Source organism: Spirochaetota bacterium, from assembly GCA_026414805.1.
Classification (GTDB): domain Bacteria; phylum Spirochaetota; class UBA4802; order UBA4802; family UB4802; genus UBA4802.
The window spans coordinates 1-14332 of the sequence record JAOAIH010000076.1; the positions used below are offsets into that span (position 1 = coordinate 1).

13 protein-coding genes are annotated in these 14332 nt (G+C 36.6%); 6 read left to right on the forward strand and 7 right to left on the reverse strand.

Going from position 1 to position 14332, the window contains the following annotated elements:
* The 3 genes from N3F66_12800 to N3F66_12810 form a co-directional block, all read left to right on the forward strand.
* Positions 1–822 (forward strand): WYL domain-containing protein (locus N3F66_12800; protein MCX8125024.1); only part of this gene is annotated, 822 nt, incomplete at its 5' end.
* A gap of 141 nt (positions 823–963) precedes the next feature.
* A complete protein-coding gene (locus tag N3F66_12805; GenBank protein ID MCX8125025.1) occupies positions 964–1245 on the forward strand; it encodes a hypothetical protein in 282 nt (93 codons plus the stop codon).
* Between the two features lie 20 nt (positions 1246–1265).
* Positions 1266–2084 carry a hypothetical protein gene (locus N3F66_12810; GenBank protein MCX8125026.1) on the forward strand — a complete coding sequence of 273 codons (819 nt, stop codon included), beginning with the start codon at positions 1266–1268 and terminating at the stop codon, positions 2082–2084.
* Here N3F66_12810 and N3F66_12815 read toward each other — a convergent pair.
* Both N3F66_12815 and N3F66_12820 read right to left on the reverse strand, forming a co-directional pair.
* Positions 2076–3104 (reverse strand): hypothetical protein, encoded by a 1029-nt coding sequence (locus N3F66_12815; GenBank protein MCX8125027.1) that lies wholly within the window; start codon positions 3102–3104, stop codon positions 2076–2078. The genes N3F66_12810 and N3F66_12815 overlap by 9 nt on opposite strands.
* A 296-nt stretch (positions 3105–3400) precedes the next feature.
* Positions 3401–4816: an aminotransferase class V-fold PLP-dependent enzyme gene (locus N3F66_12820; GenBank protein MCX8125028.1), complete on the reverse strand. Its 1416-nt coding sequence runs from the start codon at positions 4814–4816 to the stop codon at positions 3401–3403.
* A gap of 195 nt (positions 4817–5011) precedes the next feature.
* Between N3F66_12820 and N3F66_12825 the strand changes: the two genes are divergently transcribed.
* The 3 genes from N3F66_12825 (at position 5012) to N3F66_12835 (ending at position 9773) form a co-directional block, all read left to right on the forward strand.
* Positions 5012–5644 (forward strand): TetR/AcrR family transcriptional regulator, encoded by a 633-nt coding sequence (locus N3F66_12825; protein MCX8125029.1) that lies wholly within the window; start codon positions 5012–5014, stop codon positions 5642–5644.
* A 239-nt stretch (positions 5645–5883) separates the two neighbouring features.
* Positions 5884–8871: a formate acetyltransferase gene (locus tag N3F66_12830; protein MCX8125030.1), complete on the forward strand. Its 2988-nt coding sequence runs from the start codon at positions 5884–5886 to the stop codon at positions 8869–8871.
* Positions 8868–9773, forward strand: coding sequence for a glycyl-radical enzyme activating protein (locus tag N3F66_12835; protein ID MCX8125031.1), 906 nt, complete (start codon positions 8868–8870; stop codon positions 9771–9773). Before N3F66_12830 ends, N3F66_12835 begins: the two co-directional genes overlap by 4 nt.
* Before the next feature lie 193 nt (positions 9774–9966).
* On the opposite strand, the gene N3F66_12840 is transcribed toward N3F66_12835, so the two are convergent.
* The 5 genes from N3F66_12840 to N3F66_12860 form a co-directional block, all read right to left on the reverse strand.
* A complete protein-coding gene (locus N3F66_12840; protein ID MCX8125032.1) occupies positions 9967–10956 on the reverse strand; it encodes a Gfo/Idh/MocA family oxidoreductase in 990 nt (329 codons plus the stop codon).
* A 4-nt stretch (positions 10957–10960) separates the two neighbouring features.
* The gene (locus tag N3F66_12845) at positions 10961–12526 is read right to left on the reverse strand and encodes a GMC family oxidoreductase (protein ID MCX8125033.1); all 1566 of its coding nucleotides are present in this window, start codon (positions 12524–12526) and stop codon (positions 10961–10963) included.
* A gap of 28 nt (positions 12527–12554) precedes the next feature.
* Positions 12555–13055, reverse strand: a complete 501-nt coding sequence (locus tag N3F66_12850; protein ID MCX8125034.1) for a metal-dependent hydrolase — start codon at positions 13053–13055, stop codon at positions 12555–12557.
* A 159-nt stretch (positions 13056–13214) separates the two neighbouring features.
* Positions 13215–13907: an HAD hydrolase-like protein gene (locus N3F66_12855; protein ID MCX8125035.1), complete on the reverse strand. Its 693-nt coding sequence runs from the start codon at positions 13905–13907 to the stop codon at positions 13215–13217.
* Positions 13908–13924: 17 nt separating this feature from the next.
* On the reverse strand, positions 13925–14155 hold the full coding sequence (locus N3F66_12860; GenBank protein ID MCX8125036.1) for a hypothetical protein: 231 nt from the start codon (positions 14153–14155) through the stop codon (positions 13925–13927).
* Positions 14156–14332: the final 177 nt, after the last annotated feature.

The following is a 14332-nucleotide window of genomic DNA, read 5'->3' on the forward strand; positions in this document are numbered from 1 at the left end:
ATTGGTGCACCGGTAGAGTATCTGCCACATAAAAAAGGCTATTGTTATTCGTTACCGTTTGATTATTTTACTTACCGTAATGAACGCATGCTTTTATTTTACATTTTTTTAACCCGACTTATTGAAAGCCCCACACACTTTCCGTTTATTGACAGAACAATCATTGACAGCATTAAAAAGTCTCTCAAATCAAGCTATTTGCCTCTTATTAATCGTATAACATATGAAATAGAGGAATGGGAGGCATTAAATATTGAGTTATTCAGTAAACTCTTTGCAGCAATGCGTGATGGTTTGTTTGTATCAATACAGTATGCTGATGTGAAGGGTAATGTAACTATAAGAGCTATCGCCCCTGAACATTTTATACATTATGAAGGAAGATGGTATTGTATTGCATATGATGATAGTAAAAAAGGTGTTCGCACGTTCTTGCTTTCGCGCATTAAAAAAGCGCAGGTTCAAAATAGAAAAAGGACAAAAAGGCTTTCAACTGAGGAAATTCAAAAATATATCCAATCAACCTATGGTATTTATAAGGGCAAAACAGGTAGTACTGTATGTATCAGGTTTTATGAACCGGTGAGCAATATTGTAAAAAAGCAGGTGTGGCATAAACATCAAACAATAAGAGAAGGTAAGCACCCCCAGTTTGGCACTTATATAGATATGTTGTTGCCGGTACATCACCCTCAGGAGCTTTTGGGAAAAGTACTTAGATACGGGAAATATGCGGAGATAGTGAGTCCCAAAAATATTCGCAAGCAGTGGCTTGTGGCCATTGAAGAAGCCTACACACGGTATTGTGAAAAAAAGAAATAGGTGGGACATTATATGTCATTCTGGTTTGTTATATTGATTTAAAATATAAATGATAATGAAAAAGTAAAAAGTAATAGGGAGACATTATCATCGAACTTTTATTTTGCTTTAATACTTATTCTTTTGTTTGAGGAGTTAACCATGAATTATAAAATAAAGTATCTAATAAGTGAAATTCCTATCCTAGGAGCGATGGTACTCATTTTTTTAATATATACTTTATTAGTTAAAAATATTGGTATTTTTCATTTTGTGATACTGACAGTGTTTGTATATTATGGTTACTATAAATACAAGCGCTTTAAGAAGCTATGGGCTTATGTTGAATCCATTCGTGAAGAAATATCTTACAATAATAGAATGACTGTATATCTAAATTCCTTAAAATACGCAGCATTAAAAACTGGAGATGAATCAAAATAAAAGATATGAGAGAAGATATAATGACTAATTTTGTCAATACAACAAAAAATCTATATGAAGCGGTATGCATTAATCAAAAGAAGCATGAAAGAATAATCCATGCCATAATAAACAATACCCTGTACAGATTATATGTGCCATTGAATGGTAAAGACCCTGAACTTTTACTAGAGAATGTAATAAGTTATTGTCACAATTCACAGGATGATTTTGTACTTTTTAATGATGGAACTGTCGCTCATGTTCAGTCTGGTAAAACAATTAGAGTTGATGATGCTTTCAAAGTACATTTGTGTGATGTAGGTTTAGAAAAAGAGGTGTTGGTTGTTGGAAATCACACATTGACAAATTGGAATGTTAATGATGATAAAGTGCAAAGTTTTGCATATAATGGTAATATAACTGATGGTTATATGCTGGATAAAAATAAAACCGTAATGATTATATCAGATGGTGTCATATTTGTTGGCGGAATTAAAGATACAACAAAAATCCAAATATCAGGCGCTGGGTATTTTCTTCGTAAATTAGGATCTCATGGCTACTTATTTGCTGATGGCTTCCTTTACAAAGGAACATATATTGATATAGGCTGTGTACCAGAAAAAGTTGTATTCATGCCACAATTTGCTGTGGTACTGGTTCATAGTGATTTATTTGCGTTTGTAATTGATGGCACAACTTACGGGCTCACGTATTTTGAATATGATAATGAAATATATGATATCTATTATACTGATGGAATGGAAGGGTTATTGGTTTTGGATAATGAAGGATTCACTATTCTTGAACTTAACATAAATAATTATAATATTGTCCAGGATGTTAAATTATCGTGAAACTTCAACCTGGCCATATACTGGATGGCGCAATGCAGCTACATTCACAATACAGCTTGCAAGTGCCCCATATGAAAGTCCTGCATATTCTGCTGAATATACTGTAGAAGTATCAGGGCTGAAATCCGGATTGGGATTAATGTCAAGAATATAGAAAATGCCATCTTTCAACCGCATATCGATCCTTGCATAATCGCGGCAGCCCAAAGCCTTATATGCTCTAAGTGCAGTTTGATTTAACATTTCCAGTTGAATATTGTCAAGCGGTGCAGGGATTTTTAAATGAATATTTTCATAATGTACTGTACCAGGAAGAAATTTTGAATTATATGTGCATACTCTATCTTTTATATTATCAAATGCACTAAAATCCATCTCTGCAGGAGGTAGTGCATGAATGACTCCATTACCCCATAGTGTGACATGAAATTCCCTTCCGTCAATAAAATCTTCAACAATTGATGGTTGTTTAAAAGTAGTGAGGATGTAGTCAACTCTGTCTATAAGTTCTTTTCGGTTGGTAACAACCGAATCCTCTGAAATTCCAATACTGCAATGTTCAAATGCAGGTTTTACAATTGCAGGAAATCTTTCCCAGTCTATTGTTCTGGGATTATCGGTTACAATACCATATGGTGTTGGAATATTTTTAATGTTCAGTAATTGTTTAATTGCAGCTTTGTTCCAGCAGAAGAAAAGTACATCAGAAGGAGAACCGGTATAAACAAATTGATTCTCTTCAAGGATTTGAGCTACTGCGTGCTCACTGTGATCAACGCCTGGCAAACCCTCGCACCAGTTGAAGAGGATGTATTCGTTTGGATTATAGTTGTGTAATATTTTATCCAGAGAATGATGAGTTACAGGAATATCAAGTACAGTGTGGCCTTCATTTTGTAATTCATTGATTAGTTTTTGTGCTGATTGATATGCTGCTTCCTGTTCGTGCAATTCCCATTGTGGATCAATGTCATGGAGCACAATAACAGGAATATCTCTGCGTCTTTGTGTGGGTTCCATTTCCTCTCGTAAGTATATAAAATTTTATAAAAAACACTATATAAATTATATCGATAAAAATTAATAAAATAAAAATGATTTTAATGTTGTAAAGCAAAAAATGCAAAAGAATAGTGATTACAAAAAATTTTTTTCAAATAATTCTGAATATAGTAGCATATTGATGTAATTCAATATTTGATATAATATTTACTGGCGGGTGTAAGAAGTAAAAAATGCATCACCTCATTAAATTAATTCAATGAGGTTCATTTATAAATTATCTTCTGTATTTACTATTCAGTAATAATGTGTGTTTAAATCCCATTTTTGCTGAAAAATTTTATGAATTCTTTTATAGAACTGACTTTTGATGTATATGTATCTACAATAATTGATACAGCATTGTCTATATCATTGGTAGAATTATAAATATGAGGGCATATTCGTAAATATGTTGGGGCATCTACCTCTTCAATTCTACCATCTGGTGTGCAATGAATTTTATTATTGTGGATAATAGCTGTTGAAACTCCTGCATTATGTAAAGCAAGAAAAGCACCATAGGATTTTATTGTACTTCCCATATCAATGACAATGATTCCATGATTGAATGTATTATTGTTGGGAGAAATTAAAGACAACCCTGCTTTGGTTATAGCATTACGAGTATACTGAGTCAGGTAGTGGATGCGTTCTTCAATTCGTTTTATGCCAATATGTAAATGAATATCAACTGCAGCACCTATTGAACCAAATACAGCATCATTTCGCTGTCCTAAGCATTCAAACCTTGATGCATCCTCGGGAATTTTTTCTTCAGGATAATCAAAATAAAAATTATATCCTAATAGTGCAGGTTGAATTTTTTGGATCCATTGTTCACGGATAAATAAAATTCCTGCTCCATGAGGTCCGCAAAGCCATTTGTGAGTGCTAGCTGAAAAACTATCGCATTGTAATTTGCCCATATCAATTACAACACTGCCTAAGGATTGAGCTCCATCAATGTGAATGAAGATATTTTTATTATAGTCCTTGATGGCGTTGCATATTTCTTCAGCTGGTAGCCGTAACCCCGAAATATTTGATATATGTGAAAACGTTACTATTTTAGTTTTTGGCGATAGTTGTTGTAAAAAAGACTTAATGTAGTATTCTTTATTGGTCTGAGTCATATCAAGTTTAACGGTTTTGATGGTGAATGGTACATTTTGGAATTTATACTGCCAACTTCGATAATTTGTTGGATGATTTTGCTCCCAGACAACTATCTCATCCCCTCTTTTCAGATTGAATCCCTGAACTATAATGGAATTTGCTTCTGATGTATTTCGTACAAAAGCCAGTTCTTTTTTATTTTCTATGCCAAGCATTTTGCAAACCTTTTCTTTGGATTTTTCAACGTGCTTTTTGATAAAATCTAATCTATTAATAAAGCTTACATCTTCGTTAATCTGATTTGTAAATTGCCATAAATACATATTCACATGATCAAACGTTGGACAAAGGTTAGCTGCATTCAATGGTGGTCGTGTGCTGAAAGTGAATAGAGATCGTATTGTGTCCCAATTAGCTTTGGAAAGATTTTTTAATGCAGAATCAGTAATAATTTTTTTATCAGAAGGGATATCAATAACCTCCGTTGTTTTATTACATCCTGCAAATGCCAGTAATGCAGATGCTGATACATAGCTAGCATTGTGTAAAAATTCCTTTCGAGATAATTTCATGGCTAAACCTCCTCTATATAAAGTTTATATTTTATATAATAGAATACTATTAGGATTATACGTGTTTAAATACTATTTTAAGATTGAATAAAAAGCAAATAAATTATTTATTTACTTGACAATAAAATTAACGCTGTTAAATTAACAATGTTAAATTAATAATCTTCAACAATGTTGTTATTTAAGGAAAAATATATGCCCAGAACACCCAGAAATATCCAGGAAGTTGATAGTTTCAAACAGCAAATACTAGATGCAGCAGCAAAGATTGTTATAAAAGAGGGATTTAACAAACTAAGCATGCGAAAAATTGCTTCCGTATTAGGTGTTACAGCAACAACTCTTTATAACTATTTCACCAATAAGGATGAATTGTATTTTTATATTCGTATACGGGGATTTGAATTATTGTACCAGCTATTTGAAAGCGCATACAATTCCGTATTAGATTCAAGAGAAAAGATGAGAGCTCTCATCTTGGCGTATATCAACTTTGGAATAGAGTATCCAGATTATTATGAAATAATGTTTATAAACCGCAATGTACCAAAATTTATGGATTGTATTGGTACTCCTTTGGAAGATGTTGGCGCCAAAGAAAAGGAAATAGCATTAAAACCATTTGCGTATGTAATAGAAAAACTGCAGCAGCATTGCGTATGTGAACCACATGAAGCATATGATACCGCTCTTCAACTGTGGATTGAATGCAATGGTGTCGTGAGTTTGTATAATAGCAGACTCATCAGGGAAGTTCATGATAATCCAAGAGATTTTGTCAATACTTATGTAGAAATTATAACACAGCGGTATGTACCTTTAGAGTGAGAAAAGGGGATCCTTTGGCCGCTTTGCTCCCTCAGGATGACAAAATGAGATGTTGTGCACAGGAAAATATGAAAGAGTTTTGCACTCTTAATGACATGAGCGATATGGGTATGTTGATACAAGACATTCTAAGCTTTGCGATTAGACTCAGAAGTAATAATGATGACGGAAAATTTATCTTAGTGACTGAAAAAATTTCTTAACTTATGAAAAATCTTCATGAAAAATAGGAGGAAATTATGTTATTATTTACATCACAAGGGCGATTAAGCACATTAAGTACCAGCTTTATTGTATATTCGTTTTTAAAATTCATTGCATTTAATTTTAATAAACGAAAATCGCTTAATCGCTACCTTAAAACTAATGAAGGTTTTTTAAACTTTACTATCGGTTTACGTACAGAGGATAATGGATTTTCTTACAGTATTGCATTTTTAAATGGTAGAGTAACTGTTTCGAGAGCTATCGCTACAAATGCTGAAGCAGTGCTAATATTTAAAAATGAAGAGGCTGCACGCAAGCTTTTACTGGGAACGCCCACAGATATTATTTATATGTTACTTAAAAGCGATGTACGTATAGAAGGCAGTATTACGTATTCAAATATTTTTTCTTTTTTTATATCTTTATTGTTTAACAACGTTCAAAAGCGTGCAATGCAGAATGAACGAAAAGCCGATGAGAAAAAAGTAAAGAAGGAAAACCCAAAGCAAAAAAAAGAGTTAAGTGATGAGTTAATTAAAAGGAAAAAACAAAGGCTTAAAGGAAAAAAAGAAGACCCCAATGTGTTGTTTTTAGAGGATCCATATCTGCCACAGTATTCACTTGATGATTTTCCGCGGATAAAACAATTCCTTGATGCTCATTTAACACAAAAGCCAGAAATTTGTGCCGAGCGAGCTGTTTTGCTAACTCAATGGTATCGCACCAATGGTTTTGAAAGAGACAAAAACGGTGAACAGTGGGATCCAGTGTTGCGTAACGCATATGCCTTCAAATACATGATGGAAAATAAAAAACCTATAATTCAAAAAAATTCATTACTGGCAGGTACAACGACAAGTAAATCAATAGGCAGTCCAATTTTTCCCGACAGCACTGGCATTATGATATGGAATGAATTGCTTACTATACCATATAGAACATACAATCCCTTTGATATTGATGAAAAGACGCGTGAACTTTTGCATTTTGATATTTTTCCATACTGGTTGCACCGAAATTTCAGGGAATGGGTGCGAGAAAAATACAATAATCCCTTATGTCAACAGCTTGATGAGCGCTTTGCACTGTATTTTGACTGGAAGCAGGCAACGATATCACATACCATACCCAATTTTCCAAAGGTGATGGCAATTGGAACATTAGGGATGATTGATGAAATTAATGATGAACTGAAGAAAGATTGTAGTCAGCAAAAGAAAAACCTGCTTTTGGCAATGATTGCGTGTCTTGAAGGTGTCAATACGTATGCAAAAAATCTTTCACAGCAAGCTTTGTCCGATAGCTCATTGGAAACAAATCCACAGCGCAAAAAAGAGCTTGAAACAATTGCTGACATTTGCAGCCGCATACCAATGCACCCAAGCACTACACTTCACGAAGCATTGACTGCGATGTGGATCACCTGGATTGCACTGCATAACGAAAGCCTTAATGCAGGACTTTCATTGGGAAGATTAGACCAGTGGTTACAACCATACTTTATCAACGATATGAAACGTATTGCACCAGAGAAACGTGAAGAATACATAAAGCATGCAATTGAACTGGTTGCAGATTTTTATATGCGCTGTACTGACCACTTTCCGCTTACTCCGGATTTGGCTAACTTTTATTTTGGTGGCAGCTCTTCCGATCAGGCGATTACATTGGGTGGAGTTACACCTGATGGCAAGGACGCTGTCAATGATATGACCTATATCTTTTTGAAAGTAACTGAAATGCTGTCAATTCGCGACCCAAATGTAAACGCTCGTTACATGCCAGGGGTTAACAGTGATACCTATTTAAAACGGTTGTGCGAAGTTAATCTGATTACTGCTGCAACTCCCTCAATGCACAACGATGCAGCAATGCTAAAAGCGCTGACACCGCTGGGATATGATATACAGGATATCCGCGACTGGTCAGCAACTGGATGCGTGGAGCCAACGCTCTCACATAAACACTTTGGGCACACCAACATGCAGATGATGAATATGGTTGCAGCACTTGAGATGGCACTCAACAATGGGTATCATCCACTCACCCGGCTGGATATTGGACCAAAAACTGGAAGGCCTGAGGAAGGAGTATTTACAACATTTGATGAATTTTTTGACGCGTTTACAAAACAGTTTGCATTTCTTATTGATCAATCTATTGATTACAATAATAAGTTGGCACAAGCCCATCAATATTTACGTCCAACTCCACTTTTATCAGCTTTCATTGAAGGATGCCTGGAAAAAGGCAAAGATGTGACACAAGGTGGTGCAAAGTATAATAGTTCTGGCACTGCAATTATTGGTCTTGCTGATGTTACTGACTCAATGATGGTAATCAAAAAGCTTATATATGATGAAAAACGATATACATTTGCGGATATAAAAAGAGCTATCGACACTAATTTCCAAAATGACCATGTCTTGCTTTCATTAGTACATAAAAAGGTGCCATTGTTTGGTAGCGGCAATGAGGAGGCCGTAGCAATGGCAAACAGGATAGCCAAATGGGCTCATGATTATTTTGCTAGCATCCCTCACTACCGAGGTGGCACATACACTACTGGTTTTTGGTCGATGTCAAACCACGTTGCGTTTGGCACACTCACCGGTGCTCTGCCATCAGGAAGGTTGTCGGGCAAACCCTTTACTCCTGGATTAACTCCACAGCCGTTTGCTTCAAAGAATTTACTTGATAACATACGAGATGTGGCAAAATTGGACCCGGTTAATCTTACCAATAATATTGCATTCAATGTTAAGGTTGTGCCATCGGCAATTGAATCACGGGAAAAGACAGTGAATGATATGTTTTCGTATGTGAAGACCTATTTCACGTTAGGTGGAATGCAGATGCAGATGAATGTGGTTACCTCAGCAGTCCTCAGAGATGCAATGGCTCATCCTGAGAACTATCGCAACCTTATTGTGCGCATTTCAGGTTATAATGCATACTTTGTTACATTAAATAGGCAAATGCAGTTAGAACTTATTGAAAGAGCTGAATACGGGATATGAAATCGTTAATTTTAGAAATCAAGGGCAATTCTTTGGATGATGGCCCAGGTATACGTACTGTAATATTTTTTAAAGGGTGCCCCCTTAATTGTGTATGGTGTCATAACCCTGAAAGCAAAAAAGCTATGGTGGAGCTATCGTGGGATAAAAAGGAATGTATTGGTTGCCTTAGCTGTGCACATGTATGTCCTGTACAGGCAATAGATAGTGCCAACACTTATTTTGTCAACAGGCATAAATGTACATTATGCTTTGCATGTGTTGATGTGTGTCCATCTGGTGCAATGAGCAGGGTGGGTAAGGAAATGACAGTTGATGAAATTATGCACTTGATTGAGAAGGATAAGCCATTTTTTGATACTTCAGGTGGTGGTGTCACATTGTCAGGAGGTGAACCTTTGATGAATATTGCATTTGCGTCTGAATTGTTACAGCAATGCAAGCGCAACAACATTCATACACTTATTGAGACCAGTGGATATTTTAACTTTGATGAATTTACATCATACATACTGCCGTATTGTGATATGCTATACTTTGATCTAAAGCTTATTGATGAAACAGAGCATAAAAAGTATTGCGGTGTTTCCAATAAAAAGATTCTTGATAATTTTAAAAAAATAGTAGAGCTATCAAACAAAACCACTATTAAGTTTTTGCCACGCATACCGCTTGTGCCTGGTATAACAGCAACCCAAAAAAATCTTGTTGGGATTGCTCAATTTTTACATGAATGTGGTGTGAGTACCGTTGAACTTCTGCGATATAATCCTCTATGGCCAGAGAAATGTGCAAAAGTTGGGAGCAATGGAAATATTGATGCGCAGTTAACCCAGTGGATGCCACATGAAGAATACGAGCGTTGTAAAAAAATAATGAGCCAAGTAAATGTTATGGCGTAAAGATATATCCCAAATGCAATTTATAGACATAACGCTTTATATACGATTCTGAAACACGTTTAAAATGGCAATACAAATTCAGTTCATAATGACAATTGTAAACTTGTTCAGAGTGACCATCTGATTTACGATTGACCAACAAAATAACATGTATAACGTCAATCTGGAGCAAGCAATAGGCATTATGTGTTTTCTAAATCTCTTCAAATCTGTTTGTTTTTAACGAACGATATGCAGCTTCAATTAACGCTAACTCTGTTTGTATTCGCCTGTAGTCCGGTTCCCACGGTTTTTGTGTGCGATAGTTCTCAATAAAAGACCTGTGCATTGCACCAAAGCCTAAAAAGTCCTTGAATGACAAGCTTGCCCCAAAGCGTTTGCCTTTAATAATTGTGAAAAGACCATTGCTTTCAAATGTTATGCAACCTTCAGTACCATAGATTTTTGACAGTGCAATCCCTTTGAATGTATTAGGCACATACCAGGAATGGAACAAAGTGCCAAAGGTGCCATTGTCAAATTTTACTGTGATATGTATGGTATCTTCAAAAGGTATGTTTGTGGAATATGCTACATCTGCTTTTACTGCTTGCACAGCTATTGGTAATGCACCTGCAAGTGACACAAGCAGGTTAACCCAATGGCAGCCACCTTCAAGCAATGCACCTCCGCCCATAAGTGCAGCATCAGTACGCCAGCCAGTAATGGTATCATGATTGTGCTTGGTAAGTCGGATATACAATGGTGTTCCTATAGAACCACTTGTAATATGTTTTGTTATTGTCTTTAAAAATGGCTTGAAGTAGTAATTTTCTGCAACGGTAAATCTAACATTGTTTTTAATGACTGCTTTTACTATTGCATCAAATTCTTTGAGATTGCGCGTAGCAGGTTTTTCAACTATTACATTTTTTTTATTGTTTGCTGCAAGTATTGCTAAATCTTTATGGTATGCATGGGGTGTGGTGATAAACGCAATATCACAGTCAGATTGCGCTGCGTCATCATAGCTTTTGAATGCAATCCCATTGAAAATCGTAGCGTATTCTCTGGCGTCGTTGTAGTATAAACTACTAAATCCAAGTTTGATATCAGGATAAAGTTTTTTTAAAATTTTTGCATGACGTTTGGCAATGTGTCCACAACCAAAAAAGCAAATAAAAGGCAAATCGTTGTGTTTCATATACTCACCTTTCTTTAAGCATTATGTCAGCAACTCGCAGTGCATTTGCAGCAATGGTTAAACTGGGGTTAACAGAACCACCGGTTGGCAGAACACTAGCATCAGTTATATAGCAGTTAGAAATATCCCACAGGCGGCATTCGGGATTAACTGCTGAAAGGTTTTTGTTTTTACCCATCCTGCAGGTTCCAAGCGCATGTGAAAATGTTACTATTGGCATATAGTAAAAAATTTTTGCTCCTGCCTGCTGTAGCACACGTTTTGCCACTCTATACAACGCATCGCGAGCTGCTATATCACGGGGATGGTAACGGTGGTAAATTGCAACATTGGGCATGCCAAATTTGTCGGCTGAATCAGCGCAATACACACGGTTATCAAACTGTGGGATATCCTCGGCAATAACAAGCTGATTAATAAGAAACTTTGAGAATGTTGCAGCAATATTTTTTAGCCCCAACGGTGCATTGGCTTTTATCACACCTTTACCGGGTGTGGCTATATCCTGTAGTATGCCCCAATTGCCTTTGGGTGAGCTTTTACCGGAGCTATCGCCAAAATAGTAGTCGGCGATAGCAACCCGCTTTGCAAGGCTGTTATCAGGGTTTGCTATGTAAGGAACAACACCGCTCACTACACCATTGATATGACGCATGAGATTGCGGCCTATATGTTGTGTTGCTGAACTTGCGCTTGCAATGCCCGAAGCTAAAAGCAGGTGAGGTGTGGCGATAGGCCCTGCAGCCAGTATGAGATATTTACACTTGATGGTGTGGTGTTGACCCGTTTCCTGATTAATGATGTCAACCGATTGGGCTTTATGTTTTACAAAATTAATTTTTACAGCNCGATAGTTATCAAGTATAACAGCTCCATACTGTAATGCTTTTGGTAACACGCTAACCGCTAAATCCATTTTTGCCTGTATCTTACATAGATAGTGGTCACAGGTGTTACACAGAATACATTGTGTGTTATTGCATTTCCCAGTGAAATTAATTGCCATTGGTATGTAGAATGGATGAAGCCCAAGATCTATTGCTGCATCCCAGATTTTTTGTGAAGGGCGTGAAAGCGCTTGTGGTGGCTTTTGTGGATAATCTTTTTTTCGAGGTGGTTCGGTTATATCCTGGCCGCGTATACCAGCCACGCATTGTAGTTCTTCGGCTTTATCATAATATGGCGCAAGTGTATAATAGTCAAAAGGCCAGGCAAGCTCTCTGTTACGCATGTCGGAATCTGGCAGTGGGGGACCTTCAAAATCCTGTAGTCGCAGCCTGAATGCTGCTGCGCCATAAAACGTTGACATGCCACCAACTGTATCATACGGCCAGTCCTGTTCTATTTTTCCCTGCTGGTCCACCAAGTAAGGCGTGTGTCCCTGATACAGTGGTTTCTTTTGTAAATGGAGAACATATTCATCCCAGCAGGTTTCATCGCGCTTTACCCATACACCACGTTCAATAACACACACTTCTTTACCAGCTTTTGCAAGTGCATATGCTGGAAAAGCACCACCAAAACCACTGCCAATGATTACATATTCATATAGAGATTTTATTGTTTTCATAGTGGATAAATAAACAGTTGCTATCGCCCTAAGAAATAAAAGGCCATACGCCTAATTGGTACATACGCACAAAAAGGAATACAAATGCGCCACCTTCAAGAATCCATGTCCATGCCTGCACATACGTGCCAATAAGAGCATCCCAACCGGAGTGTCCGGTATCAGCCCACAGGTTGATAGTAAAGCGTTTATTGGTAAATGGCATAAGCAGCGGCAGCCCCACGCTACTTGGCATGTCAGCTAGATAGTGTACAATAAGGCTCACCAGCGCAAGTGCTGCCCAGGCGCTGTTAAATGGTAGAAGTATCAGGGCAACAGCAAAGGCAAATACCAGCGAATGCGACCAGGTACAGTGGAATGAATCTTTTGCCCAGCCTAATTTGATGGGAATAACGTCAAGATTGGGCAACCAGTGAGCACCAAATGCTACCAGTATGCTTTCAAGTGAAAACGCCTGCATAGAACCACCGGTAATATGCGGAGCATAAGAAGAAATAATGAATGATACTGCTACATGGCCTAATTGCATTGGGTCCTCCATAATTTATCATATACTGTCATTTGGGGCTTGACTCGTAATCATATTTTGCTGTCTTGGAATCTGAATCAATCAAAAAACTAGATTCATGACTTGGTTCACCATGACGTATAAATAATCAATAAACAATACGAATTACTAAAAAATATATTATTCAACTGTTAATTTAATGCTATCGCTAAGTTCTTTTATTGTATCAAAAAATGAATTTGTGTTCGATAGATCATTGAAAAAGTAGTCCGGCTTGTGTGAAAGTAATGTCTTGGCATCAGTCCAACCTGTTGCCACTGCAACTGTAACTGCACCTGCTGTTTTGCCACATTCAATATCATAGATCGTGTCGCCAATGATAATTAAATCTTCAGGTGCGAAGTTCCTACCCGTCAATGAGTGTAACCGTTGCAGTGCAATTGAGGGCATATCATTGCGAATGTGAGTATCATCAGCAAATACACCCATAGTGAAATAATGGAAAATGTCAAAATACTGCAACTTAATGAGTGCTCCTTGATAAAAATTACCAGTCAAAAGTCCAATAATAATAGTATCGTAGTGAGTCAGTGCTTGTAGCAATTCACGAATTCCAGGTAAAAGAATTGCATCAGATTGCGGCATGATTTCTTCTAAATATCGGAAATAACGATATTTGAAGTTTTCAATGTGTGCAAAGATTGTTTCTTGGGATATTCCATAAGGCATCAATGATTGCATCAATATCAGAGGATCAGTGCGTCCCTGAAAATTAACAGTATCCATATGGCCTGCGGTGCCGTAAACTTCAATAGCAGCTTTTACCATTGCCTGCTTGCCAGCACCATTAGTCTTCAGCAGCGTGCCATCTATGTCAAAAAGTAAAGCTTTTATGACTTTTTCTCCTCGTAAAAATTAATTTTTAAAAAACGCTCTTTTGCTTCACGTGGAGCAGGATCAAACAGCATTGCAATACCTAACCCCGGAAGCAATGAAAGTGTGTACAACCAAATTGCAAGGCGTATTGTAAAAGGGCGAGTTGGTATTTCAAATATCAGGACAATTAAAATTGCAATTATCATAGCAAAAAACATTCCTAATACAGGTGTTCGAGGTAACATGGCAGATATCCTTTTCCAAATTTAATTATTCTTATTTAATGACAATTTAATGACAATCAATAAAAAAGTAATAGCACATAAAATCAATAAAAAAAGTATTTAAAAAAAGTTTGACATTTTTTTATGTTTTCATAATATGTACTTTAAGTCTATATTATGAAAAAAGGAACAATTATG